Annotated in this window: 27 protein-coding genes; 20 read left to right on the top strand and 7 right to left on the bottom strand. The window is 48.3% G+C overall.

Features of this window, described 5'->3' with window-relative positions:
- Positions 1-5: 5 nt before the first annotated feature.
- The 6 genes from AC0LWN_RS20145 (at position 6) to AC0LWN_RS20120 (ending at position 3,920) form a co-directional block, all read left to right on the top strand.
- Entirely contained in the window at positions 6-368 is a 363-nt protein-coding gene (locus AC0LWN_RS20145; protein WP_474668425.1) for a hypothetical protein, read from the top strand.
- A gap of 28 nt (positions 369-396) precedes the next feature.
- Positions 397-675 (top strand): hypothetical protein, encoded by a 279-nt coding sequence (locus AC0LWN_RS20140; RefSeq protein WP_474668423.1) that lies wholly within the window; start codon positions 397-399, stop codon positions 673-675.
- Positions 672-974 carry a hypothetical protein gene (locus tag AC0LWN_RS20135; protein ID WP_474668421.1) on the top strand — a complete coding sequence of 101 codons (303 nt, stop codon included), beginning with the start codon at positions 672-674 and terminating at the stop codon, positions 972-974. The genes AC0LWN_RS20140 and AC0LWN_RS20135 overlap by 4 nt, the downstream gene beginning before the upstream one ends.
- Positions 975-1,391: 417 nt before the next feature.
- Entirely contained in the window at positions 1,392-2,282 is an 891-nt protein-coding gene (locus AC0LWN_RS20130) for a hypothetical protein (RefSeq protein WP_474668419.1), read from the top strand.
- Positions 2,283-2,838: 556 nt separating this feature from the next.
- Entirely contained in the window at positions 2,839-3,387 is a 549-nt protein-coding gene (locus AC0LWN_RS20125; RefSeq protein ID WP_474668417.1) for a CPCC family cysteine-rich protein, read from the top strand.
- Between the two features lie 263 nt (positions 3,388-3,650).
- Positions 3,651-3,920 carry a hypothetical protein gene (locus tag AC0LWN_RS20120; RefSeq protein ID WP_474668415.1) on the top strand — a complete coding sequence of 90 codons (270 nt, stop codon included), beginning with the start codon at positions 3,651-3,653 and terminating at the stop codon, positions 3,918-3,920.
- A 280-nt stretch (positions 3,921-4,200) separates the two neighbouring features.
- Here the strand turns inward: AC0LWN_RS20120 and AC0LWN_RS20115 are convergent, their stop codons facing one another.
- The 5 genes from AC0LWN_RS20115 to AC0LWN_RS20095 all read right to left on the bottom strand — a co-directional run bounded on the left by AC0LWN_RS20115 (position 4,201) and on the right by AC0LWN_RS20095 (position 10,470).
- Positions 4,201-4,926 carry a hypothetical protein gene (locus tag AC0LWN_RS20115; protein WP_474668413.1) on the bottom strand — a complete coding sequence of 242 codons (726 nt, stop codon included), beginning with the start codon at positions 4,924-4,926 and terminating at the stop codon, positions 4,201-4,203.
- Positions 4,919-7,135 (bottom strand): M1 aminopeptidase family protein, encoded by a 2,217-nt coding sequence (locus AC0LWN_RS20110; RefSeq protein WP_474668411.1) that lies wholly within the window; start codon positions 7,133-7,135, stop codon positions 4,919-4,921. The genes AC0LWN_RS20115 and AC0LWN_RS20110 overlap by 8 nt, the downstream gene beginning before the upstream one ends.
- Positions 7,132-7,998 (bottom strand): ATP-binding cassette domain-containing protein, encoded by an 867-nt coding sequence (locus AC0LWN_RS20105; protein WP_474668409.1) that lies wholly within the window; start codon positions 7,996-7,998, stop codon positions 7,132-7,134. The genes AC0LWN_RS20110 and AC0LWN_RS20105 overlap by 4 nt, the downstream gene beginning before the upstream one ends.
- Before the next feature lie 308 nt (positions 7,999-8,306).
- Positions 8,307-9,821 (bottom strand): sensor histidine kinase, encoded by a 1,515-nt coding sequence (locus AC0LWN_RS20100; protein WP_474668407.1) that lies wholly within the window; start codon positions 9,819-9,821, stop codon positions 8,307-8,309.
- Complete coding sequence (locus AC0LWN_RS20095; RefSeq protein WP_474668405.1) at positions 9,802-10,470, bottom strand: response regulator transcription factor; 669 nt, start codon at positions 10,468-10,470, stop codon at positions 9,802-9,804. Before AC0LWN_RS20095 ends, AC0LWN_RS20100 begins: the two co-directional genes overlap by 20 nt.
- Positions 10,471-10,624: 154 nt before the next feature.
- Here AC0LWN_RS20095 and AC0LWN_RS20090 point away from each other — a divergent pair, with 154 nt between their 5' ends.
- The gene (locus tag AC0LWN_RS20090) at positions 10,625-12,205 is read left to right on the top strand and encodes a sigma-70 family RNA polymerase sigma factor (RefSeq protein WP_474668403.1); all 1,581 of its coding nucleotides are present in this window, start codon (positions 10,625-10,627) and stop codon (positions 12,203-12,205) included.
- Between the two features lie 300 nt (positions 12,206-12,505).
- Complete coding sequence (locus tag AC0LWN_RS20085; protein WP_474668401.1) at positions 12,506-12,715, top strand: zinc ribbon domain-containing protein; 210 nt, start codon at positions 12,506-12,508, stop codon at positions 12,713-12,715.
- A gap of 85 nt (positions 12,716-12,800) precedes the next feature.
- Here AC0LWN_RS20085 and AC0LWN_RS20080 read toward each other — a convergent pair whose 3' ends face one another.
- Complete coding sequence (locus AC0LWN_RS20080; protein WP_474668399.1) at positions 12,801-13,133, bottom strand: YdcF family protein; 333 nt, start codon at positions 13,131-13,133, stop codon at positions 12,801-12,803.
- 197 nt (positions 13,134-13,330) lie between these two features.
- Between AC0LWN_RS20080 and AC0LWN_RS20075 the strand changes: the two genes are divergently transcribed.
- From AC0LWN_RS20075 to AC0LWN_RS20030, 10 genes are all read left to right on the top strand, one after another.
- A complete protein-coding gene (locus tag AC0LWN_RS20075) occupies positions 13,331-13,909 on the top strand; it encodes a TetR/AcrR family transcriptional regulator C-terminal domain-containing protein (RefSeq protein ID WP_474668397.1) in 579 nt (192 codons plus the stop codon).
- Between the two features lie 131 nt (positions 13,910-14,040).
- A complete protein-coding gene (locus tag AC0LWN_RS20070; protein ID WP_474668395.1) occupies positions 14,041-15,735 on the top strand; it encodes an oleate hydratase in 1,695 nt (564 codons plus the stop codon).
- 171 nt (positions 15,736-15,906) lie between these two features.
- Positions 15,907-16,329, top strand: coding sequence for a DUF4279 domain-containing protein (locus AC0LWN_RS20065; RefSeq protein WP_474668393.1), 423 nt, complete (start codon positions 15,907-15,909; stop codon positions 16,327-16,329).
- Positions 16,330-16,401: 72 nt separating this feature from the next.
- The gene (locus AC0LWN_RS20060; RefSeq protein ID WP_474668391.1) at positions 16,402-16,623 is read left to right on the top strand and encodes a hypothetical protein; all 222 of its coding nucleotides are present in this window, start codon (positions 16,402-16,404) and stop codon (positions 16,621-16,623) included.
- Positions 16,624-16,826: 203 nt separating this feature from the next.
- Positions 16,827-17,885, top strand: coding sequence for a FecCD family ABC transporter permease (locus AC0LWN_RS20055; RefSeq protein ID WP_474668389.1), 1,059 nt, complete (start codon positions 16,827-16,829; stop codon positions 17,883-17,885).
- Positions 17,886-17,908: 23 nt separating this feature from the next.
- Entirely contained in the window at positions 17,909-18,925 is a 1,017-nt protein-coding gene (locus AC0LWN_RS20050) for a FecCD family ABC transporter permease (protein WP_474668600.1), read from the top strand.
- A gap of 269 nt (positions 18,926-19,194) precedes the next feature.
- Positions 19,195-20,235, top strand: coding sequence for an NAD(P)/FAD-dependent oxidoreductase (locus AC0LWN_RS20045; RefSeq protein WP_474668387.1), 1,041 nt, complete (start codon positions 19,195-19,197; stop codon positions 20,233-20,235).
- Between the two features lie 159 nt (positions 20,236-20,394).
- Complete coding sequence (locus AC0LWN_RS20040; protein WP_474668385.1) at positions 20,395-21,972, top strand: spore germination protein; 1,578 nt, start codon at positions 20,395-20,397, stop codon at positions 21,970-21,972.
- Entirely contained in the window at positions 21,962-23,161 is a 1,200-nt protein-coding gene (locus AC0LWN_RS20035) for a Ger(x)C family spore germination protein (RefSeq protein WP_474668383.1), read from the top strand. The genes AC0LWN_RS20040 and AC0LWN_RS20035 overlap by 11 nt, the downstream gene beginning before the upstream one ends.
- Positions 23,162-23,207: 46 nt before the next feature.
- Entirely contained in the window at positions 23,208-24,305 is a 1,098-nt protein-coding gene (locus AC0LWN_RS20030) for a GerAB/ArcD/ProY family transporter (protein WP_474668381.1), read from the top strand.
- Position 24,306: 1 nt separating this feature from the next.
- Here the strand turns inward: AC0LWN_RS20030 and AC0LWN_RS20025 are convergent, their stop codons facing one another.
- Positions 24,307-24,534 carry a YczF family membrane protein gene (locus tag AC0LWN_RS20025; RefSeq protein WP_474668380.1) on the bottom strand — a complete coding sequence of 76 codons (228 nt, stop codon included), beginning with the start codon at positions 24,532-24,534 and terminating at the stop codon, positions 24,307-24,309.
- A 157-nt stretch (positions 24,535-24,691) separates the two neighbouring features.
- On the opposite strand from AC0LWN_RS20025, the gene AC0LWN_RS20020 reads away from it, so the two are divergent.
- Positions 24,692-25,051 (top strand): (2Fe-2S) ferredoxin domain-containing protein, encoded by a 360-nt coding sequence (locus tag AC0LWN_RS20020; RefSeq protein ID WP_474668378.1) that lies wholly within the window; start codon positions 24,692-24,694, stop codon positions 25,049-25,051.
- 111 nt (positions 25,052-25,162) lie between these two features.
- Complete coding sequence (locus tag AC0LWN_RS20015; protein ID WP_458964181.1) at positions 25,163-26,104, top strand: carbohydrate ABC transporter permease; 942 nt, start codon at positions 25,163-25,165, stop codon at positions 26,102-26,104.
- Positions 26,105-26,120: the final 16 nt, after the last annotated feature.

Genomic DNA, 26,120 nt, shown 5'->3' with positions numbered 1-26,120 from the left:
AGAAGATGATTATTATTTTAAGTAATTTAGAAAAAAGAAAATTTCAATTCTGGCACTATAAAGTGAGTCATGGAGAATTACTTATTAGAAGTCCGAAGAATGATAAGTACCTTGAAAATATTGATATAATGTTTTTTGATGTTAAATATGTGGAATTACCTAGATTCTTACCTGATTTGAGAATTGAAGAAGCGAGCGATGAGGATGTTAAATATGTGAGTGAAAAGCTACAAAAAGAAACTAAAACTAATGACATAGTTGTTTTGTTGTCTAATGGTAATCGTTATTTAGTTGTTTCTAGTATAATGAAAATTGTTGAAAATGATTTGGATTTATTTGAATTACCATTTGAAAATTTGAAGTACTAGCTTGCAACAAAAAGCGAAAGCGATGTGATTGAACCACAAGCGACTAACCCTCGTCTGTGGTTTTCTTTTATTCATCGAAATCGCCGAAAACCCGGACAACTTGTTCGGCTACACCAGCCTGGGCTATGATTACTACAGCGGCTACTCCCATGCACAGGTGCGGGATTTTGATTCCAGCGTTATGAATTTTTTGGGAGTCTATGAACCATATGGTGCCGGATATGCGGCTGAAATGGCAGAGAATGATAGTGAAGTATCAGTATATAAATACATTCCAATAAGTGTGATAGTGGGGTGGATTCCATGACAAATGAAGCTGAATTAAGGAAGGAAATATCATCGATTGTTCATAAAATTCTTATTTTGATTAGGAAAGACAGAATTATACCAAATGGAGAAATATCAATGTTGATTGATTATTTGGATCATTTAAAAATATTCACTAAAGGAAGAGAGGATATATCTAAAAAACTGGTATATGAATTATTTTATCTGTATACAACTGTTACTAGCCAAATATCTTACAATAATGATGAGGATATCAGCACTATTACAGAATTATATATGAGGATTACTTCAGTTTTTAATGATGGCCTTTATCAATAAAAGACCATAGGAGGGGAAACGGAACTACCCCCTGTTTGTGAGACAGAGATTAAAACACCTACCAAGTTTAAGCAGCCAGTCGTCGGAAATCTATCATACACAGGACATTGAGTTTTTTAACCTGAATTATCTTTAATTTTTGATGGCCTTGAGGGCAATGTTCTTCAAGGTCTTTTTTTATGGCCTACCCAGTGCCAAATGAATCGGGCGGCATTCTCAAATGGAAGTGGCCCATCTTACCTTCGGTTTTCTGAATTATTTGTATCAGTAAATATTCGTCGATTTGCACATCTCATCTCCCCCGGTAAAAACACTATAAGAAATTTCCTTGAAACTAAGACTTGGTCTGGCGATATTAATACTAAAGCTAGGTTAGAAGGAGCGCAGTTATTCCTTAGTACTAGAGGAGTGGGGACTATGCTTCAATTAGTGATAAACATTGACCGATGTTTAGATGAGGAGACCTATTATTTAGTAGATGGTCTTGCAAAAACAAGAAGAATGAAAAGAAATGTTAAGATACTATCTACTATGGTTCCAGGTAAAGATATGGGGATTGATGGCGAATTTTATTACAATCCATTAGATTTTTCAGAGTCTGGACAGAGCGTAGATCCATCCATTGTTGATTATAATGCTCCGCCTAGCTGCCAACCGGATCTCTGGTTGCATTGGACACCAACCGAAGATCGAAAACAAATCATGTGGACCTATAGAGAACAAACGGTAAATATTGTGGAATGGCTCGTGTATTTAATTCAAAAAGTCTTTGGACCAAAATGTTATATTTTAAGTGGAGAGGTACGAGTATCCCAGTCGATGAGGATTAGGATAGAGAACAATGAGGTATTTGTGAACGACAGAGCAATAAACGCCATGGAAATTTTGATGAACATCATGATGTCAAATAAGAATGTGGATTTGAACTCAGCAATTTTACCTGGACGAATTCTCAAGATGGAAATGTCTCCTGGTGAGAAATGGGCTATTGAGATAGAAGACACTAGTTCCGAATTGATGGCTGTATTGTCTTCAGTTGAGAATGAGATCACTTTGGTACAGCGGTATAGTGATGTTTTATTCAATTATTCAGGCGATCACCAACAAGATTATGAAGTTGAAATTCACTGGAGTAATGATGCCCTGAGAGCTGCAGTTGTCCTCAACGGTGTTCTTGTGACTGTTTATGACTTGGATAACCAAAGAATGATAAAATCCACACTGAAAGGTAATGATCTGATTCCAGTTCCTAATAAGTATTTTGAGGAGGGTATTAATGGAAATGTAGGACAAGTAATCAATATATAAATAAACAATATTAACGAATGGTGAATTTTGATAAATAGCTGATTATTGTATGGACTCCATATGAAAATCAGCTTTTCAAGTTGCTGCCCACATTTCCGCCTGGTATCACTACGATGAATTCGGCGTCGCCGAGAACCCAGAGAAATTCGAACAGAACTGGCGCGGGATTTTGACTCCAGCATTGGACGGTTTATACATGAGGATACTTATGAAGGGGATATTAATGATCCACAGACGTTGAATTTGAAATACGTAATGTGGAACGGATCCGAGTGGAAACCTGTCATGGGAACCTTACGAGGTATAGGATCTAAGACTCTTACTGAATGATGCTATTGCCAAAAACCTCAATAAAGGAAGTAAACTATATCAGGCATATCATAATAAAATATGGGAACGATACGGCTTTGCATCCTTTATGGGTACCAACCGGTACAACTAATTATATGGTTTGTTAATGGGAACCAGTGCCTATAAGAACAGTGTCGGCAATGCAAGCTGGGCGAGAGAAGAGTTAGTAAAGGCGTTTTATAAAGCAAAAAAGTGAGGTGAAAAAATGAATCGAGAAGAAGCAATAGCTGTTATCTTAAAATCAGCGATTGAAGATTTGTCTAAGGAAGAAAGGGAAGAAATCCTAATTGATTGGTGGGGGATAGACCAAGACGATCCCGAATTTGATAAGTTGCCTGAAATATTACAATCAGAGATGCTCCAATTTGATGAACCTCAGAGAGATGTAATGGATGAAGTATATAATGCGTTGTTATTTGTAGCATTAAGAAAAAAGTATCTTGGGGTCAGAAATGAGTATTTATCGAAGAGAATATCAGTAATCTTACACTCCAATCAGGAGGTTGAGGGTTTACAGGAAGAACTTTATAGTTGTCCGTGTTGTGAATTTAAGACACTTCCTACAAAAGGTGAATACTATATTTGCCCAGTATGTTTTTGGGAAGATGATGGAAACAGAGATCCAAATTATTATAGTTCACCTAACCATATGACTCTTGCTCAAGCTCGTGATAAGTTTATTAAGTTAGGTGCTGTGGATGAATCTTCGTTACGATTTCTTACGTCAGATAGACTTGAGTTGTATAGTAAATAAATGAGGATGTAATACATGTTTAGCCTTGAGGGATGAAACCTTCAAGGCTTTCTTTTTAAGCCACTCAGTGCCTATTGAATCGGGTGGCACGTCCTGAAGGGAATTAACCTTCATCACCCTCGTATGATATTTCTCTAGTATGCCTGTTCGTACATGTACAGTGTTGACAAATCTGTATTCATAACCGAAGCTTAGCTAATAAAATAGTTAAGGGGCATATTGGTTCGAGATATTACATCAAATAATTATGGAGCGAAAAAATAATGTTAAAGAACCAAATTCTTATTCCAACTTGTTTATGTTCAGAAATTTACTGTTTGGTTATTGTGCAACAACTAATGGACTTATTCGGTATTTCAGAGGAAGAGGCTTTTCTTAGAATCAATTCTTTTTGGAAGGGCAATGACTTCACATCAGAAGATGATATGATTTTTCATGAATCTCCTGATTTTTGGGCAAAAACAATATACTATGAGCAAACTAATTGGTGGAAACTAAAAGAAGAGCAACTAACTCCCAAAAAAATTGATTAAGAAGGTGATTCCCATGGTAAGAGGACCAAAGAGAGAAAAGATCCTCGCTTCGCGATAAACAACGGGAAGTGTTGGAACACCTCATTCGGCGGTCGAGCACTCGTAGTCTTTAGCTTAGAGTCATAGAAGAACTGGAAACTACCATCGTGTTGACGCTCAGCGACCAGCCGCGGAAAAACAATTAACCCCGACCTTGAGGCAAAAACACCTCAAGGTCTTTCTTGTATCCATCTGGAATAGCCCAATTTGTTTCACAATCTCTTCTACCTCATCATTCTGATTACATCCGTCTGTCCTTTTTATTTAGAACGGTATACAGCAGTAAAACTCCGCCCAGCAGCGTATAAGAAAGCTTGCCCATAACAACGGAACCCGGAACAGAAAAGCCGGGGTCAAGGGTGCCAAGCGATAGCGGATAGGCAGTAAAGAAATCTGCGCCGAGCAAGTCAACCGCTGCCGGAAGCGGCAGGAGAGAGAGCAGGAGGAACAGAGGGATCAGCACAAATAACAGCAATGACGGGCGGGTGGAGCCTACCAGCAGGCCGAGTCCCAGCAGAAATATGAGCACCGGCAGCAGAACCATCAAGGTTGGGGCAAGCAGCGCGGATACAGGTACAGATGCTCCAAATAGAACAAGTAAAAAAACGATGCCCAGCAAGACGGTGCAAAAAGCGAGCGCAAGCCATGCGGTAGCTGCTGCAGCGCATTTAATCGCGAGATGCCGGGCGGGTGGAGTTGGCGTTGCGGCTGTCAGTGTCTCCACGCGGCGGGCCTTGCCGGAGAAAAAGCTCCACAAAAAGAAGAATAGCGCGATGGACAATAGAGGCAGCATTTCCGCCAGATAACTGCCAAAGCTCCAGGGAGAGAAGGGTGCGGTATGCGCTACGCCTTGGACCGTTCTGGTGCTGAGAATCTGCCAGCCAAAACAGAGCGAGATGGCGACAAAGCCCCAATAAAATTTGCTGCATACAATAATGCGAAGTTCATAAAAAAAGATCTTATTCAAGCTTCAGTTCCTCCTTCGTTAAGCCGCAGGCGTCCAAAAATTGCTGATAGGTCAAATACGGAGAGTTAGGGTCGATTTCCCGATTAAAAAGTCCGCTCAAAATGGCATCCATCTTTTTCTCTCCGCCAACAAGCTGCTCTGCTTTCAAAATTTTCAGTGGCATTTCGGAGTATTGTCTCATCTGAGACAAGCTGTTGGTCAGATCCGTCCGATAGGATTTCGGCAGTTTCTCCAGATACTCCGGATTGCGGATGTAGAAATTTTGGTAGTAGTCGTTCACCTCAGCCCGCCAGTGGTCCACATAGTTTTGTTTGGCGTACGCTTCCCCGTACAACTCCTTCATCAGGCGATAGGTGGTGTAGACGGTGAGCCCTTCTGAACTCCAGGTGGCTTCGGGGTCTTCCTGGGAGAACATATTGCCGAGGCCCCACCACTGATGGATAATTTCGTGCGCCAGCACTTCATTGCCGCCAGCACCTTTACGGGAGTCCTTAAGGCCCCGCTCGCTAAAGCTGTCCTCTCCCATAACACTGGCCCCGTTGCCGGCATAACCTCCGCCCGATGATCCGATTTCAACAATTCTCATCTTGCCGTCCTTATAAAATTGCAGCGGCCCGTAATGTGTAGTGCAGTACTCAAATACTTGTCTGATAACGTCATCCACATTAAATTGCTTCATAATGGCCGCATGCTTGGCGCTGTACCAAAAATCCACGTCAATGCCAGCGGCTTTGATGTTGTGCGAAGCGTAGTCACCCGCGTATAGGATAGCGCTTGTTCTGCTCGTTTTAACTCTCCATTGCACAGTGCCGTCCAAATGTTCACCGGTTTGCACTGCGGTTTCGGTGCCGAAGAAAACCGGCGTCATACCGGAGGGCAGCGACAGGTCGATGGTATAGTCAGGAACGCCATCCGGTTGCCAGTCAAAGTTCAAAGGAAGGGGAGCAAAGCTTTGATTGGCCAAATAAACATAATCTCTGCTGATTTGCTCAGTTCCTCCTTGAGTAAGCTCAAGAATATTCCATTCCTGCGGAAATCCTCCGTATTCAAGGAAAAGCTCGATCTTCTCTTCGGCGGGAATATCCACCTCCATCGTTTTTGCGTTCAGCTCGTCATTAGCCAAATCCCGGAAGGAAGTGGCCTTGCCGTTGGCGGTAGCCGAAGTGAAGGTGTAACCCGGAATGACCGAAAAAGAAATGGTCTGAGTCTTGCCGCTGGCGTTCAGCAGTTTGAATACGGCTTCGCCCCGCTGGCGTCCGGCGGCAAGATCGGGGTTCGCTGTTACATGAATTGACGAGATGGTTACTTGTTCATTGAATTGGATGTTGTCATTCGCAGCGAAATTGATCTCCTTCTTGCTATGGTCCAAAAAGGGCTGTGAGGTGTAGGTCAGGCATCCGCCAACCGCAAGTACTGCCGCCAGCAGCGGCACATAGAGCTTGCGGATGTTCAAGGCCAATGAACCAAACAGACCTTTGTTATATCGCCGCACACCGAGAAAGGAGGCGATCCAGGCGGCGCTGAGAAGCAGCAGCCAGAACAGGCGGTTCCACCAAACCGACCTCAGCAGCCGGGAGGTTCCAAACACATCGGACAAATAGCTTATTGACGGATTGATCCAGCGGAGCAGCCAATGCTCACCCCAGACAATTAAGCTCAGCAGTACAAATGCGGCAAAAAGAGCCAGAGTCAGATCCAGCCGCCGGGTGATGTGATAAGCCGCTGCGGTGAACAAAACGGCAAAGATCATGGCTGGCAGCATAACGGCCAGATATACCGTTACATAAAGGTCTAAACGGAACACAGCACCGATTTGCGCGTGTGTAAAAGGAAACCAGGCCAGCAGAGTCAATACTTGAGCAGCAGCGGCAACCAGAATTAATGCCAATGTTCGGACTACCGCCGCACTGAAGGGCGAAACAATAGCATCTGTCAGCACGTCCGTGCGCGTTCGATGCACCCGGTTGAGTTCAAGGGCTGTCAGCAGGGCAAACAAAACTGCTCCTGCCAGTGCCCCCACCATTGCGGGATTACCCAGATAGGTTCCGTTGACAGAGGTGAGGTAACTACTACTCGAGTAGGAGGGTAATGGTCGATAGACCCACACCCCCAGAGCCGGTGCCAGGGCGGTGACTGCCGTAAGCAGCCAGGTAAGCCTGTCCCGAAAAAGCCGCCGGGTTTCCACTCGCAGCAGGGAATAAAAAGTCATTGCAGGGCGCCTCCTTTTTCAACAAGAAACAGATAGGCATCCTCCAGCGTTGGCTCTACCGGCTGGGCATAGCTGGGCAAGCTGTCTGCCACGCCCCGGCAGGACACGCCCCGCGCGGTGTTGATCCGGGAAGTAATGAGAATCGTTTGGCCATCGTCATTGGCTTCGTTTTCCATAAAGACGCCCACATGCCCTTGTGCCAGCCGTATAAGCTCGTCCGGGCGTCCAGTGAACAGGACTTTTCCGTCGTTAATGACGATAAGCAGATTGCACACGGACTGCACATCTTCAATAATGTGGGTGGAGAGCAATACGATTTTGTTCTGGGCCATCCGGGAGAAGAAATTCCGGAAGCGGATGCGCTCCTCAGGGTCAAGTCCTACAGTTGGCTCATCAAAAATAAGAAATTCCGGCTCCCCAAGCATCGCCTGCGCGATGCCTACGCGTTGCCGCTGTCCGCCGGAGAGTGTGCGGATACGGGCTTTGCGCTTATCTTCCAGGCCGGTGTCGGCAATAGCCTTGTTGATTGCCTCCTTGCTGTTAGGGATGCCTTTGAGTGCAGCCATGTAGTCCAGAAACTGCCACACGGTAAGCTCGTCGAACAGGCCAAAGGTTTGCGGCAAATACCCCAATTTGGATTTTAGTGCCTTTTCACAGGCTGACAGGGGTTTGCCGTCAATCATAATGGAGCCTTCTGTAGGCAGAAGGCCTGCCACCAGCAGCTTCATAAGTGTGGATTTGCCGGCTCCGTTTGGGCCAAGCAGGCCAATCAGATTGGGTGTCTCGAGCTTCAGGCTTACATCCCGCAAGGCTTGTTTGCCGGCAGGATAGGTCATGCTCAAGTGGTCAACGGTTATTTGCATGTTGTTAATGATCCTTTCTGTTGAGAGTTTCATAGAGTGCAGGAGGCCTGCACCCTGTTGTTGACAATAATAGTTTCTTATTTTGAATCAGAGTTGGATTTAATTTGTAGATTGTATGGAGAAACAAACTAAAAAAACAGCGGCACGAATGTGTGCCGCCGTTAGAGGCTAGAATGGCTTTAACCATCAGTTGTTAGAATTCCCCCATTTCTAAAGTGGCGGGATAGGAACTATCCCCTAAGCTTGGGTAAACTTGGAGCAGTAGCTCTATTGACCAAGAAGCACCTACCTCTTAGGTGGCGTGTAGTTCACTTGAAGGTTACTGTCACCACTACACTATTGTCAGAATTTATGATCTGGCACCTCGCGCCGTGGCGGTCCAGAATGATTTTGGTAATGTGCAGCCCCAGGCCGTTGCCGCCGCTCTCGCGATTGCGTGAAGACTCGACCCGATAAAAGGCTTCGAATATATGCGGCAAGTCGTTCTCCGGGATAGAGGCACCGCTGTTTTTGATGATCAGAACGGGAATGCTGTCTTCTGCAGACAGGGACACAGATATGGAAGCACCCTTGGGGGAGTAAAAAATGGCGTTGGTGATTAGATTGGCCACTGACCGGCCCAGCAGCGCCGTATCGCCGCACACTGTCAATCCCGGAGCAGCTTGCACTTCCAGCGTCTGCTCCTTCTGCTCAGCTAATTCTGCGGCCTGTTCAGCTTGAGTTAGGACGAGGGAGGACAAATCGACGGCTTCCCGCTTCAGGGTGAAGCCGGCATTCTCCAATCTGGATATCTCCAGCATTTCGCCAACCAATCCCTCCATGCGGTTGGTCACAGCAAGAGAACGGAGCAGATATTTGTCACGGTTCCGGTATATGTCCACACCTGCAAGCATCCCGGATATTTGTCCCTTCAGGATGGTGATCGGTGTTTTTAATTCGTGGGAAGCTGCGGAAAAAAACGTCATCCGCTGCCTCTCCAGCCTCATCTTCCTGTCCAGCTCCTGGTGCAGGGCGGCGTTGGCCGTCTGCAATTCGGCAAGAGCGGAGGACAGTCGGTTTGACAGCTCGTCCAAATTTCGGCCCAGCACCCCGATTTCATCCGTACGTTTTTCCTGGCATCTCCATGTAAAGTTTAAATCGGCCATTTTTTGCGAAATCGCGCTGAGCCGGACAATGGGTTTTGTAATGTACCGGGAATACAACATCGCGCCAAGCAGTGAGGTTGCCAGCACGACCAGCGCCAAATAGGGCCAGACCTGCGTCAGCGCCTGTTTTGTACGGTTTACGACTGTCAATCCGGAAAAAACCGTCAGAGTGTAGGGTTTAGCGGAATCCCGAAAGGTGAATGTATACGAAGAGGAGTCACGTGTTATAGAAATGGCGCTATTGCTTTCTGGACTCATGACCTCTACGCTGTTTGCCTGTGTGGTGGCTGTATCAAGCTTGTCTCCCGGGCTATGCGTGATGGAAGTTGTCACAGAAACATTCGAGTTATCGCTGCGGACTCCGCTAATTTCTTCGGAAACCGGCAGGTCCATTTTGCGGCCCTCGGCATTCAGAAGCGTGACTTCGGCCCCTGTCTCAATCATGAAACGGTCTATAATTGGCCCGCTGTCCTTAAGTGCAGTTTGCTGCAAATCATTCAACAGCCTAACAGAGCGGTTCTCCAGATCGTTCTTGACGATGGAAGTAAAGGTAATCGGAGTGGTCCAAACGATAAAAGCATAGGTTATGCCGCAGGCCGCCGCCAGAATCAGCGCCGTAATTATAAATACGCGTGCTGTCAAGCTGCTCCGCAGCGCCTTAATTTGTTTTTGCAACACGATATCCAACCCCCCGGACCGTTTCAATATAGTCCCTGTCCAGCTTTTTTCTCAGATTCTTAATGTGGCTGTCCACAATCCGCTCATCGCCAAAAAAATCGTAATTCCACAAGCGGCCGAGTAAAACCGTACGGGTTAATACCCGCCCCTGATTTTGCAGCAGCTCCCTCAGCAATTCGAATTCCCGGCTGGTCAAATCCAGCGGAAGATCGTCCACAGTGAGCTGATAGGCGTCCAGGTCTAATACGAGATCCTTGTAGACCAGCAGGTGGTTATCCGCTTCATCGCTGCCCATCCGGCGCAGAACTGCGGCGATTTTCCTCAATAGAACCGGCATGGAGAAGGGTTTGGTTACATAATCGTCAATGTTTAAATCGAAACCTCTGAGCTGGTTTTCTTCCGCATCCAGAGCGGTAAGCATAATGATGGGAATGCCTGATTCACGGCGAATCAGCTCGCAGACCCCGTAACCGTCAATTTTGGGCAGCATGACATCCAGCAGAATCAGGTCCCACTTTTCGTTATGGAATAGATCCAGGGCCATAATTCCGTCGTCCGCAGCTCCCGTCTGGTAGCCTGAGTCCCTCAAATAGGCGATGAGCATTTCCTGTATATCCGGTTCATCCTCAATCACTAGAATTCGTTTCATATGTATCACTCCTACCCTGAAGTATAGCGTATAAATTTGGAAATTGGATGGATTTTGGTCATTCGGGGATTGTTGACTTTATAATGAAATGTAACCTTTCCCCGCGAACGTGGCACTTAGATTATGAATACAGAAGAAAAGAGGTGCGGGAAACATGCGGCAGTGGGTAGAGGATGCGAGGAAGGGGGACGCAGAGGCGTTCGGACAGCTGATGCTGCATTTTCGCGGGATGGCTTATGCGGTGGCTTATGATCTGCTGAAGGATGTCCATCTGGCGGAGGATGCTGTACAGGAAGCGTCCGTGGAAGCCTTAGTGAATCTGGGCAAATTGAGCGAGCCGTCTGCGTTTCCGGGCTGGTTCAAGACTATTGTTGTAAGGCAGTGTCAGCGGACTTTGCGGCGCAAAAGCCATGCCATGCTTCCTTTGGAGGAAGCTATGTTTTGCTCCCAGGATTCTCAGGGGGTAGCGGAAATCGCGGAACGAAAGGCGGAGGAGCAGGTACTTCAGCGCACAGTGGCGGCGTTGTCGTCCAAGCTGCGTGTGCCGGTACAGCTATTTTATTTCTATGGATACTCCCTTCAGGAAATTTCCGATTATCTGGGCATTCCGGTCCCGACACTCAAGAAGCGGCTATATGATGCCCGGCAAAAGCTAAGAGGTGCGCTGCCTGTAGCCGACCTGGCTTCTGTATTCAATCATTTGTATGAAGGAGGCAGGCACATGCTGCATATTGTCAACGGTGATGTTGTAGGCGACATGCTGAAGAAGGGGATCGTGCAGGGCGATGTACTGGTATGGAGAGAAATTTACTCTTCCGGTCCCATATTTGAAGAACTTTCCGGGGTAAAAGAACGTGAACAACGTGCCCAATACTTGGAGCAAAGACTCGGCATCCCGTCCGCTGAATACATAGCGGGTTGTGAGGAACAAGAGAAGAAGCTTCATGGCTTAACCCGGTATGACGAAGTCATATTATGGTTCGAGCATGACCTGTTCGATCAGAGCATGCTTTCTTACCTGCTGCATTGGTTCACAAGGCATAAGATTGGCCGCACGAAGCTGAGTCTGCTCTGTATCGGAGAGTTTCCGGGAATTGAGCGGTTCCACGGTCTTGGCCAGCTGTCTCCGGCCCAGCTCAAGACCTTATCCGGGACCTGGCGGACGATTGGCCGGCAAGAAATGGAGCTTGGAAGCGAGCTGTGGCAGGCATACGCGTCTCCAGACCCCGTTCGAATGGCTGATTTGCTGGAAAAGAGGAGAGCGGACTTGGAGGCATCCGCCCTACCTTTTGCCTACGAAGCCTTCAGAGCTCATTTATCGCGGTTGCCTTCGGTGCGCTCCGGTCTTGGGATCGTGGAACAGACAACACTTGAGGCCGTTCGGGCTGGAGTCAATACACCGCTGGAGTTATTCCGTCAGGTTACGGACACGCTGCATGTTCTCGGCATGGGGGATCTTGAATATTGGAAATTTCTCCGCGCTTTGGCGGTGGGCAGCCATCCTTTAATTAGTATTGACGGCGTGGCAGCAGTGGCAGATTTCAGAGAAATCCCGAACTTTTTGAACCGCCATCTAGATCTGACTGAGCTGGGGGAACGAATATTGGACGGAGCGGCAGACCGCGTTGCGGTGCAAGGGATTGACGAGTGGTATGGAGGCCTGCATTTGCAGGGATATGACGTGCCGTGGCGGTGGGACAGCTTAGCCGGGCGACTGGCAGGGAGAACATTTTAATCGCTGCAACTGACGAAGGATTTTGGAAAAGTGTGCTTGAGGGATCTCCTTGTTATAAGGGGGTCTTTAATTGTTTTTACCAATTAACTGGATTGGAAAAATTTTGGGTGGTATGATTGGATTATAAATTCGCCAGCTGCCAATGAAATACGGCCTAATCATCAAGTGAAAAAAAATACAGCTTTGCGCCTTTGGAATCATTGTAAGGAAATGAGATTATATTCTAAACTGATTAAGCCGATGTAATAACTATTGGACGAAACAGAAACTAAACAGAGAAACCTTTTGGAGGAGAGTACCATGGCTAGAAAACATTTTATTTGCAGTAAATGCGGCTGTAAAGATTACGCTGTGGATCAATTCCAGGCGACCGGCGGCAACTTTGCGAAGCTTTTTGATGTCCAGAATAAGAAATTCATTACGATCAGCTGCCAGGAGTGCGGCTACACCGAGCTGTATAAGGCCAACACGTCTACCGGATTGAATGTGCTGGATTTTTTGATGAGCTAACCAGAAAAGCCGTTTCCCTGGGAAAGTCGATTTGGTAGGTCAATAAGGCTCTGCGGGCATGGTAGTTCTTACACACCAGGATTATTTATTTAGGATAGATCCCGGCTTGTGTTAAGACCTCTAGGGACAGACTTGAATTCTGAAAGGTATTTGCCGCTTGATCCTCTTGTAGTATTGCATCCTTGGGTATCCCTAACCGGACGCCTTCATCCCGTAAAAATGCCCATTCCGTTGTCTCCACATTAGGGGTTGCACCTCCTGAAGGAAGTACAAAAGGCGCCAATCCCTGATGGTATAATTCTGCTGCCTTCGCCATTAACTGAGGTTGACTGCTGCCCGGAATCAAGATAACATCCGCCGGCTCCATTTGCGTCTCGAAGAACATAAAATTTGTGATGCAATCAAAAGGAAACGACATTTCACTTACCCCCTCCCATCCTTGTAAAAGAAGCTTCTCCCTCTCCTATCGGTAAAATCCAGATTTTAGCTTAATACTTTGCTCCTATTGCATTTGAGATGGAAGGAGAAGTAAGCTTTTACATAGAATGATAATTAGTGATGGCAGAAAGAGCACTCATTAGCCGTAATTTTCAAAAAAGGGGGCAGAAAGCAGGCATGACCTATTCACAAGTCACCAAAAATGCATTGGCCCGCTCACTCAAAAAGCTGATGCTCACAAAGCCGCTCCACAAAATCACCATTCAGCAGCTTACCGCCGATTGCGGCGTGACCCGGCATACCTTTTACAATCATTTTCAAGATATCTATGAGCTGCTGGGCTGGGTCTATCAGACCGAAATTATTGAAGGACTTGAGCAGTACCGCAATGCCGCCGGCTGGAAGCAAGGATTTTTGAGCGTGCTGTACTATACCCAGAGCAACAAAACCATTTGCCTGAATACCTTCCATTCCCTGGGGCGCGAGCATCTGGAGAAGTTTCTGTACGGTGTGATTTATGGCGTCATGATCAAGGTTGTGGATGAGCTGGATGCGCTGGAGGAGCTGCGGGCAAGCGTCCAGGCCAAGCAGGAAATCGCCGATTTCTATACGCTGGCTATTCTGGAGCAGGTGATCCATTGGCTAAAAGCAGGAGCGAACTCTGATCCGGCCCAGATCGTGGGCAAGGTTGCCCGGATTATGGACGGCAGCATCTCCCGGAGTCTGGCGAAATACCAAACGGCTGCGATAAAATGACACAATCCCCGCCATATGTGTAAACGCTGTACAGATGCGAATAGCTGTCCATAGAATTCTTTTCTCCCGCTGGGTATAGTGAAGTCATTCAAAGGCACTTATCCTGGTGATTGAGGAAGGGACGGAGACAAATGGGCACTTATCAAAGAATTCACCCGCTGGTACAGGAAGGCATCGCATCGAGAAAAGCTTATCTGATCGGAGGAGGCATCGGTTCACTGTCGGCAGCGGCTTTTCTGATCCGTGACGGGCATATGCCCGGCCGGAATATTCACATTCTGGAGCAATCGGCCGTATACGGCGGTTCGATGGACGGAGCAGGTAATGCCAAGGACGGCTATAGCGCCCGGGGCGGACGCGAGATAGAGGAGCATTTTGAATGCTTCATGGAGCTGTTCGGCTTCATTCCGTCGTTGACCAATCCCGACCGGACGGTGCTGGACGAATTCCGTGAGCTGAACCTTGCCGAGCCGATCGAATCTCACTGCCGTCTGGTGGAAAATGCGGGGCAGAAGGCAGATTTCTCCTCGCTTGGACTGTCTACGGCGCATGCGCTGCAGCTGGGCAAGCTGGCAATGGTGACCGAAGAGAAGCTGGGCGCGGTGACGATTGAGCAGTTTTTTGACCCGAGCTTTCTGGAAACGAACTTCTGGTATTTCTGGCGCTCAATGTTCGCGTTTGAGAATTGGCACAGCGTGGTTGAGGTCAAGCGCTACATGGAACGGTTCATGCACCTGATCTCGGGAATGAATCAACTGAAGGGTATTTTGCATACGGAATACAACCAGTTCGACTCGCTGATTCTTCCGCTGATGAAATGGCTGGAGAGCAAGGGCGTTCATTTTGACAAAGGGTATCAGGTTGCCGATCTGGATGTGGATTTCAGCGGCGGCGAGAAGACCGTTACGGCGATTCATGTCCTGGTGAACGGAGCTCCGAAGACGATTTCAACCTCGCGCAGTGATCTGGTGATGGTAACGAACGGCTCCATGACAGAGAATTCTACCCTTGGCGACCTGGAGCATCCGGCGGTCCTCAACCGTTCAGTCACAGAGCGCGGCTGCTGGAGTCTATGGGAAAAGCTTGCCGCCAAATCTCCTGATTTCGGCCATCCGGAAGTGTTCTGCGGGGACATTGACAAGAGCAAATGGCTGTCTTTTACGATGACTTTTACCGATGATGAGATCGTGTTCCCTTACTTGCTAGAGCTGACCGGCGATCTGCCGGGGATGGGCGGCGTAGTCACGATTAAGGATTCCAACTGGATGATGTCGTGGACTGCACCGAAGCAGCCGCATTTCATCAACCAGCCGGACAATGTGAAGGTGCTGTGGGCGTATGGCCTCTTCCCGGATGCCGAAGGCAACTATATCAAAAAGAAAATGAGCGATTGCACCGGACGCGAGCTGCTGGAGGAGCTGTGCTACCACATGGGGCTGAAGGACCGCATCCCGGAAATTCTGGCTCATACCACCAACGTTATCCCTTGCATGATGCCTTACATCACCTCACAGTTCATGCCGCGCGTTGCCGGCGACCGTCCGCAGGTTGTACCGCAGGGCAGCACGAACCTGGCATTCCTCGGCCAATTCGCCGAAGTACCGGACGACTGTGTGTTTACCGTGGAATATTCGGTGAGATCAGCAATGATGGCCGTATATAGCCTACTGGCGCTGGAAAAAGAAGTGATCCCCGTGCACCCGAGCAAATTCGATGTGCGTGTGCTGCTGACCGCCGTGCGAACCTGCCTCGGCAACAAGCCGCTGCCGCTTGACCAGACGCTGGGCCAGCTGTTATCGGGAACGGTCATTTCGAAGCTGCTGTAAGCAGTTCAAGGCGGGTTTATAAAGGAGATTATAAATTGGGAGCTCCAGCAGCCACAGCGTTGGCAAAGGGACTCCCTTTTTGCGCATCTGCTCAGGACAACCGGAAGGGATTATGGTATGAATAGAAGGAGAATAGAAGAACTCTTATGAGAATTGAAATGAGGTATAAGTATGGAAGGTGAGTTTTCCTTCAGTATATACGCTGACAGCTTGGATTTTGAGGAGATTAGTACAATGCTGAGTTCGGCTCCAAGCCGTATCATTAAAAAGGGACAGATCGTAGCGCAAGCAAGCCAAAGGAAAGTTCCGTTCGACAGTTGGCACTTAAAAGAGAAGTTTTTTGAGGATACGGCACCGGAAGCCGCGCTTACCCGTTTACTGGATAAGCTGCTTCCGTACCGGGAGGAGATCAGCAAGCTGCAGCAAAAATATGAGAGAGTACATCTTAACGCTTATCTGAGGTCCGAATACGGACAGATGGGTATGGATCTCCCCCCGGAAACAGTTAGGGCACTTGGTGAGCTAGGGCTGGGATTAAGTGTGCATATTCTTTCTTTTGGCGGAGTGGAGCCAAGGGGAATTAATCATGACTAATGACATGTTTCGACATTATATGCCAGAAAAAAGTGGTATTATGATGTAAAACTTCCTCTGGAGGGACCTGCTATGAAAAAGATACTGGGCAGAATCGCGGTCGGGCTGCTGCTGCTGACGTTTGTGGCTATTGTGCTGTGCTTCTATTTTAACAAGTTTATGTATGCATACTCCTTAATCCTGGTCCTGTTCTTCATCTTTGCCGGGATGGGCCAGCTCTACAAGCTGAAAAATGACGAATACATGTACCACAAAGTGAACCAGCGCGATTCGTATGAGGATTACACCAGATAAATTGAAAGCAATACCCCTAAAACTTCAAAACCAAAACCCCGGGCGAAATGGGCTAATCATAGGATGCTTGCCGGGGTTTTTTGCTGTGCTCACAGGTAGATGTGTCTCAGAGTTTGCATTTACCCATTGCCAAAATACGGCTCTTTCCTTTACAATACTATAATGATAATGATTATCAATTTCATAGGGAAAAGGTGGAAGACATGAGTCTGCAGGCAGCGGCTGGTACAAAGGCCGGCCAGCGACAGAATGAGGTGAAGCTTCGTTCACGCTCTTGGGCAGCGACGCTGATCCTGATCGGTGGCCTGATTGCCCTTGTGCTGGGCATTGCAGTATCGGTCTCGTTCGGGGCTGCGGATATCAAGCTGTCCGTGGTATGGAGCGCTATTTTTCAGTTCAACCCGGATATCACGGATCATCAGATCATTCGGGAGCTTCGGCTGCCGCGCGTGCTTGGCGGCGCTATGATCGGCGCCAGCTTTGCAGTAGCGGGAGCGATTATGCAGGGAATGACCCGCAATCCGCTGGCGGATTCAGGGCTGCTGGGCATTAATTCAGGCGCAGGCTTTGCGCTGGCGCTTTGTTTTGCTTTTTATCCGAATCTGTCTTTTATGTATTTGATTCTATATGCTTTTGCGGGTGCAGGGGCTGGTGCAGGAATTGTCTACGGTATCGGGGCGTTCGCCAAAGGCGGACTTACACCTGCAAGGCTGGTGTTGGCAGGTGCGGCCTTCAGTGCACTGCTCTCGGCACTTAGCGAAGGTATAGCACTGTATTTCCGAATCGGACAGGACTTGGCCTTCTGGTATGCGGGCGGTGTAGCAGGAACGACATGGTTCCAGCTGAAAATTATGTTCCCCTGGGTCTTAGCGGCAATCCTTGGGGCAATCGTATTATCCCGTTCCATTACAATGCTCAGTTTGGGTGAGGACATTGCCAAGGGTCTGGGGCAGCGCACCGGCCTGATTAAGCTGGCGGGCGCTGTGCTTGTTCTGATTCTTGCGGGTTCGTCGGTAGCTGTCGTGGGAGCTGTTGGCTTCATAGGACTGATTGTTCCCCATTTGACGCGGTATTTGGTAGGCGTGGATTACAGGTGGATTATTCCTTGCTCCGCTATCCTTGGCAGTCTGCTGGTGGTATTGGCCGACCTGGGTTCCAGAATGATCATTCCGCAGCATGAAACCCCGCTGGGCGCGATTATTGCGCTTATCGGCGTTCCTTTCTTTCTGTATCTGGCCCGCAAAGAAAGAAGGGAGCTGTAATGGTGCAAAGAACAACAAGAACGATGTCCTTCGATGCGGTTAGACGCAGACGCGGACTGCAAGTGCTGACTATTGTATCGGCACTCATTGTGATTGTGTTTATTATCAGCATGAATACAGGATACATACGCTTGACTCCGCTCGAATTGCTGGACACGATGCTCGGCAAGGGAACGGACAAACAGGAGCTGATCTTGTTTGACTTCCGGCTGCCGCGAATCGTAATCTCCGTTCTGATTGGGGCGGGGCTTGCAGTTTCGGGCGCGGTGATGCAGGGGGTATTCCGCAATGATCTTGCCGATCCCGGGATTCTGGGGATTAATGCCGGAGCGGGCCTCATGGTAATGCTGCTTGTATCCTTTTATCCTACAACATCCGCCGCGCCTGTATATTTGCTGCCGCTGGTGGCATTTGCCGGAGCAGCCCTTACGGCGGCCTTGATTTATGTTCTTGCTTACAAACGGCATCAGGGCATCTCCCCGATCCGGCTGCTCCTTACGGGGGTGGCTGTTGCAGCAGGCATGAGTGCAGCGATGATTGTGCTGACCTTACGGCTGGACCCGGACAAATATCAGTTTGTCGCTACTTGGCTGGCTGGAAGTATTTGGGGAACCAACTGGAAATTCGTGCTTTCCCTGCTTCCCTGGATTGTGATTCTGTTACCCTTTGTTTTTTATAAAGCCAGGGTAATGAATGTTCTGAACCTGGGCGAACAGACCGCCATCGGACTTGGTGCGGCAGTAAACAGGGAGCAATTCCGCCTGCTTGCGGCGGCGGTAGGCCTCGCGGCCGCAAGTGTCGCTGTTAGCGGCGGAATCGGGTTCGTTGGTTTGATCGGACCGCATCTCGCCCGGAGGCTGGTCGGTCTGAAGCACCAGTTGATGCTTCCGGCTTCGGCGCTGCTTGGATCGCTGCTGGTCATTACGGCGGATACGATTGGCCGCTGGATTCTGCAGCCGTCCGAAATTCCGACCGGGATTGTCGTAGCCGTTATCGGCGCACCTTATTTTCTCTATTTGCTGGCCCGTACCAAGGCATAACTGTATAAGTTGAACTAAAGAACTACCAAAAGGCAGAAGTGGCGGAGGGGAAGTTTGGAACTGTAGGAGCGGTAGCGTCCGCCTTTATGTTTGGATTTCTACCGTAGACAGCGGTTCAAATCAGGAAATCCAAACATAACAGCGGCCGGAAGTCCAAACATTCCCCCGCAGTTACGACCAGACCTTAATATGTAAATCTAAAGTTCAACTTATTTAGAAGCTGAGATTTGTACAACTGAAAATTACTTTATACCTGCGGAGGGGAAATCATGAAGAGTCAACTGGAATTATACGATGTGACCATTATTGGCGGAGGTCCCGCCGGGATGTATACAGCCTTCTATAGCGGTATGAGAGATTTGAAGACAAAACTGATTGAAGCGAAGGAAGAGCTGGGCGGAAGAATGCTCATCTATCCGGAGAAGATGATCTGGGATGTGGGAGGCGTCACCCCGATTCTTTGCCGGAAGCTGATTGACCAGCTGGCAGAGCAGGCCCGGACCTTTGATCCAACCATAATTTTGGGGCAGCAGATTATTGCCCAGGAGCGGCAGGAGGACGGCACATACATTCTGACCTCGGCTACCGGCGAGCAGCACTGGACACGTACGATTATTCTGACGATCGGCTATGGTATCTTGCAGATGGCGAAGCTGGAGATTGAGGGAGCGGACCGTTATGAGGTGACGAATCTCCATTATACTGTGCAGGAGCTGGAGCCGTTCCGCGGCAAGCGGGTACTGATCTCCGGCGGCGGGGATTCGGCGGTGGATTGGGCCAATGAGCTGGAGTCCATTGCTGCCAGCGTGACAATTGTGCACCGGCGCGATCAGTTCGGCGGCCATGAGAAGAACATTGCGCGTATGAAGGCATCCTCTGTTGATGTGCGTGTTCTCCATGCGGTAAGCCAGTTGCACAGCAGTAGTGGGGAGGAAATTGACAAGGTTACGATCAGCCATGTTGAATCCGGCGCAAGCGAGCAGCTTGAGGTTGACGCAGTAATTGTGAACCACGGCCTGAAAAGTGATTTTGGACCGCTGAGAGAATGGGGACTGGATATGGGCGAATGGTGCGTGAGCGTCAGCGGAAGGCTTGAGACGAACCTTCCGGGTGTATTTGCCGCAGGGGATTTTGTAGACTACAGCAGCAAGGTCCGGCTGATTGCCGGAACCTTCACCGATGCGGTACTGGCTCTGAACAGTGCGAAGCTGTATATAGATCCTGAGGCTCCCAAGGTAGCCTATGTCTCTTCGCATAATGACCGGTTCAAGGAGAAAAACAAAGCGCTCGGCGTAAGCGACGATCACTAGCAGGCATACTATTAACGGAATTGCAGCGCTCTAAGAGGCCGCCCGTGTGTAGAGAATTCTACATGCAGGCGGTCTCTTGTTGCTCTGTGCTTGAGCGTATTCCATAAGCTGCATAAAAAGAGGGTAGCGGGCGAATAGTATGTTCAGGAGGTGCTGATAATGGCTATTCGAAGAAAAGAACCGAAAACAACCGGAAAAGCTGATGACAGCAGCCAAAACTCCCCGCTCTCCCACAGCCTTGAGGATAATTTGCAGCAGATCAGAAAAGGTCTGGGAGACAGTCTGGACCTGACGATACGCCATTTTGAACCGATTGAATGGGCTCCCCAGGTTGCTGCAGTCTACATGGTAGGCATCACCGATAAGGAAATCGTTGATGATTTCATTTCACATGCCATGTCCTTTCAAGCCTATCGCGGTGAAGAGGAGCCCAAGGTATTAACGGGCATGGATGTTCTAAATTACATGAAGGAAAAAGCGCTGAATGTCGGTAAACAACAGCCTGTCAAAAATCTTAGCGAGCTGTTTGCTGCCCTATTGTCCGGGAACACCATCGTTCTGATTGATGGCCAGGATGAAGCGCTCAGCAGCAACACAAGCGGAGGCGAGGTGCGCAGCGTCTCCGAAGCGGGAACCCAGGTGTCGATCCGCGGCTCGAAGGAAAGCTTTACGGAAACGATTTCGACCAATATATCGCTTGTGCGCCGGAAAATTAAGAACCCTAATCTATGGGTGGAGTCGATGAAGCTGGGTGCGGTGACTCAGACGGATGTGGCGATTATGTATATGCACGGAATTGTGAACGAGGAGATTCTCGGGGAATTGAAGCAGAAGCTGCAGGAAATCCGGGTAGATTCTATTTTGGAATCGGGCTATATTGAGCAATTAATTGAAGAAAGCGGGTATTCACCGTTTCCTACACTATTCAACACGGAACGGCCCGACAGCGTTGCCGGTAATCTGCTGGATGGAAGAATTGCTGTTTTTGTGGATGGAACGCCTTTTGTACTCATTGCTCCTACAACATTTTTTATGTTTTTCCATACCGTAGAGGATTACTATCAGCGGTTTGATATTTCGACATTGATCCGTTTATTACGGTTCCTCTGTCTGCTCATTTCTATGTTCGGCCCTGCTATCTTTGTTGCAGCGCTTAACTTTCACCAGGAAATGATACCTACTCCGCTGCTGATTAATTTGGCTTCACAACGGGAAGGGGTGCCATTTCCTGCTTTTGTCGAAGCCTTGATCATGGAGGTTACGTTTGAAATTATCCGCGAGGCAGGAATTCGTCTGCCCTCACCGATTGGACAGACCGTATCCATTATTGGAGGTTTGGTTCTTGGACAGGCGGCAGTTCAGGCGGGGATTGTCTCTCCAGCCATGGTTATCGTAGTTTCATTAACGGGGATCTCAAGCTTTACCACCCCTGCATTTAATATGGCGCTCTCTGTACGAATGCTGCGTTTTGTTATTGTGTTTATTGCCGCGTTTATGGGGCTATATGGTATAGCCATATTCAGCATGATGCTGGTAGCCCATTTATGCAGTCTGCGTTCACTTGGAGTTCCATATATGTCGCCTATGGCTCCTTTTGCCCCGCAGGATCAGAAGGATATTTTTATCCGCTCCCCTATCCATTTCACGAAGATCAGGCCGCGCCTGGCAGACAAGTCCAATATTGTACGCAAGAAGGCGGGTAAAGGCAGCGGCCGGGGAAACAGCAATGAGAGCTAAAATAATCGTTTGCATGGTTGTATATTTGGGTATCTCCGTGATCCTGACCGGCTGCTGGAACAGCAGGGAATTGAACGACCTGGCGATTGTGAGCGGGATCGGGATTGATAAGGTGCCCGGCTCGGATAAATATCGGGTTGCATTTCAGGTGGTGGTCCCATCAGCTTCGAACTCCAGTCAAGGGGCAGGCAGCGGCCAAGCGTCGATTACCATTTATTCCTCAACCGACAGCACCATCTACGGAGCGCTTCGCAGAACCTCGAAGCGGGCAACCCGGAAGCTGTTTTTTGCTCATACACAACTACTGGTACTGGGAGAATCTGTGGCCAAAAGCGGTATCAACGAAATATTCGATATCTTTGAAAGATCGCATGAGCTCAGGCTCAACACGGCTATACTGGTAGCAAGGGATACGGATGCAGCTTCGGTCCTAAAGGTATTATTGGCGCAGGAAAGCGTTCCTTCTATTGGGCTGGTCAAAAAGTCGGACAACACTGCAAAGGTGTGGGGAGAGAACCAGAAGATCAATGTTTTTGAGGCGATTAATGATATCACAGGAAATGGCGGCATGACCATCAGCGGGGTGCGGATTACCGGCAGCGTGGAAGATGGCAAGAAGAAAACGAATCTGGATCAATCCGAGGTACAGGCAGCCGTACTGATGAGCGGTCAAGCCGTATTCAAGAAAGGAAAGCTTATAGGCTGGATCGAAGGTCCAGAAGCGAGAGGTGCAGGATGGATTGTTAACAAGCTTCTGGAAACCAATTTGAATGTTGACACTAGTGATATGAAGGATGCCGTTGCCGTTAACGTGCTGTTTTCCAAAACAAAGGTCAAGGTAGAGATCGTGAAAGGATTGCCGGTTTTCCATCTCCTAGTCACTGAGGAAGGAAATATTTATGAAACGAAGACCTTCGTGGATTTAAGCAAAAAAGCGGAAATCAAGAAGCTGGAAGCGGCCTTGGAAAAGCAGACGAGGGACGAAATCCAGCAGGCTGTGCAGGCGGCGCAAAAAATGAAATGCGATTATTTGAACTTTGGAAATGAATTAAAACGCGTAAGTCCGGCTGTATGGGCAACTGTAGAGAAGGATTGGGAACAATTATTTGCCAAAGGAACGCTTGATCTCAAGATTAAAGCCTATATTCGCGGTACTGGAATGAGGCTGGCGCCGTTCACGGCCCCTTGAGGGAGGAGCGCTTGGTTTCTAATGAATAGATAGGGTGAGCTAAGTGATGAGAAAAGAAGCCGTCGGACCAAGTCAGTTATTCTCTATGATCGTGCTTTTTGAATTTGGAACGGCGCTGGTTGTTCCTATTGGCCTGGAAAGCGGTCGTGCAGTATGGCTGTCCATACTGATGGCCTTGCCTGGAGGAGTGGTGCTGTACCTGATCTACAATGATTTGTACCGGCAGTTTCCGGGTCTGATCATCAGCGGCTATACACAAAAAATACTTGGCAAGGCTATCGGCTGGCCGCTGAGCCTGCTGTACATTCCGGTGCTGCTGTTCAATGGCTCCAGAAATTTGCGGGAGGCGGGCGACCTCTTAATCTCGGCTTCCTATGACCGTACACCGATCCTGATCATCACTGCGATTATGGTCATTGCTGTAATGTTCATTCTGAACAAAGGCATCGAAGTATTTGCCAGAACCGCCGAAATATACTTTTGGATTATGATGATCATGGGGGTCATCTGCAATTTTGTAGTGATTGCTGCCGGACTGGTTGATTTCAAGCACCTGTTTCCGCTTCACGCCAAGGATCTATGGGACGCATTAGGTTCAGCATACCCCAGCATCTGGATTTTCCCGTTTGGAGAATTGGTCTGCGTTACAACGATACTTCCATTTTTCAGCAAAGTTAACAAGGCGAAGAGAGTAGGCGTAACAGCAGTGATATTAAGCGGGCTGCTGCTCACGATTACTCATATGGTTGAAATGTCGGTGCTTGGCGAGGACATGTACAGAAGAGCGGCCTTTCCGATATATACGACGATAACATTGGTGAATGTGGCTAATTTTATCCAGCGGCTGGATGCACTTGTCATTTTAACCTTGATTATTGGCGTGTTTTTTAAAATGTCGATCTATTGTTATGCGGCAACGGCAATCACTGCGGATTTATTTAAGGTTAAGGATTACCGGAAAGTGGTTGTGCCTGTCGGGGTGGTTGTTCTGTTCAGTTCTTTTGTCAGTGCGGAGAATTATTCCAATCATCTGAACGAGGGAAAGGAATTCCTGAAATATATTTTACCTGTCCTGTGTGCATATATTCCAATGTTTCTATTTGTTGTCCACCACATACGTAAACGGTTTGGCTGGTACGATTAGCTTAGGAGTGGGATTTCTTGTTCTTCTTAAGCGCCTCCCATGCTGCGAGGATAACCGGGAAACAGAGAAACGCGATGAGGAGCACCAGCTCCTGAAAGGTTGTAGTGGCAAAGACAGAGCCTAAGAAGCTGAACGACTTGGAGAATGGGGTTCCGGTCAGCCAATCAAGGGATATCACGATAGTTAAGTCCAGCATGGCAAGCACCAGGTAAATCAAGAGGATTTTCACGGGGATCGTCTCCTTTATGGATGAATTAACGTTACTATTCCCTTCTTCGCCGGTCTCTAGTCATTTTTTCTAATTGACAGACTATGAACAAATCGGTAGATTGATTGAAGGCTGGAGTCATAAGGTTATTTACTTCAGGAAGGAGGCGAGGCGTGTCATGACGACCTGGAATTTGCAAGGGACGGTCCACCATTTGCTGATCTGCGGCGGCAGCAGCTGCCGGAAACATAAAGGTGAAGAGGTAGCCGAAGCCATAGAGAATGAGATTGAGAAGCAGGACGCGGCAAGCAGGATACATACCACTGTGACCGAGTGCAACGGAAGATGCTCGGATGCCTGTATCGTGATCTCTTATCCTGAAGGGGTATGGTACAAGGAGATGACCCCCAAAGCCGGCAAAAAGCTGGTGCGGAAGGTTCTGCAGGGGGAACAGCTGAAAGATCACATTCTATACACCTATGACGGAGGGCTGCGGGCCGCGACTGAAGAGGGTGCCAAGGGTAAAAGGAAGAAGTAAAAATTACATCCAATAAGATCAAAATACCGTCAAAGCGCTGACGGTATTTTTTTTATAATGTAAGCAGAGTTAAGGCATGACCTATAACGAAACAATTGAGGTGCTTAAGACATGGGGCAAAATATGGAGACTATAACGCAAAAGCCGCGGGCTGCGCGGGAGCGCAAGTCCTGGTCGCTGCAAAAGGGCGAAACGCTGTCCGGACTGCTGTTTGTAAGCCCGATGCTGATCGGGGTTACGGTTCTGGTGCTGATCCCGATCATTGCTACGATGGTGCTCGGCTTTGCCGACTGGAACTTTGTGCAGGGCTTTGATGGTATCCGCTGGGTGGGGCTGCAGAATTTCAGCAATCTGCTGCAGGATGATATGTTCATCCGCTCGGTGCGCAACAACTTTATTTTTCTGCTGACGGTGCCGGTGTATTTGCTGGTGTCGATGGTGCTGGCGATATTGATTGACCGCTATGTGTATATGAAGGGCTATTTCAAAATCGCTTATTTTGTCCCTTATGTATCCATGACTGTCGCAGTGGCGATTGTGTGGCAGGTGCTGTTCCAGCCCTCCTACGGGCCGATTAACGAAATGCTGAAGGCCTTCGGAATTGCCGATCCGCCAAAATGGATTGCCGATCCGAATTTTGCCCTGATCTCGATTATGATGATCTCCATCTGGATCTCTATCGGCTTCAATATGATTATCTACATCGCCGGCCTGCAGTCCATTCCGAAGGATTTATATGAGGCTGCCGATATCGACGGGGCAAACAGCTGGACGAAATTCAGACGGATCACTTTCCCGTTGCTGTCGCCGACAACCTTTTTCCTGCTTGTAACCGGTATCATTGCTACGTTCAAGGTGTTTGATATTATTGCAGTTCTGACACAAGGCGGGCCGATTGGCTCAACAACGATGATGGTCTGGTACCTGTATGATACAGCCTTTGTTAATCTCAAGGTTGGTTATGCTTCCGCCATTGCTGTAGTGCTGTTCATATTCGTCATGCTGATTACGTTCGGACAATGGCTGGCCGAGAAGAAATGGGTCAATTATTAGACAGAGAAGTGAGGGG

The organism is Paenibacillus sp. sgz302115, from assembly GCF_056120445.1.
The sequence above is the reverse complement of the archived record's forward strand: the minus strand, read 5'-3'. Positions and strand labels throughout refer to the sequence as shown.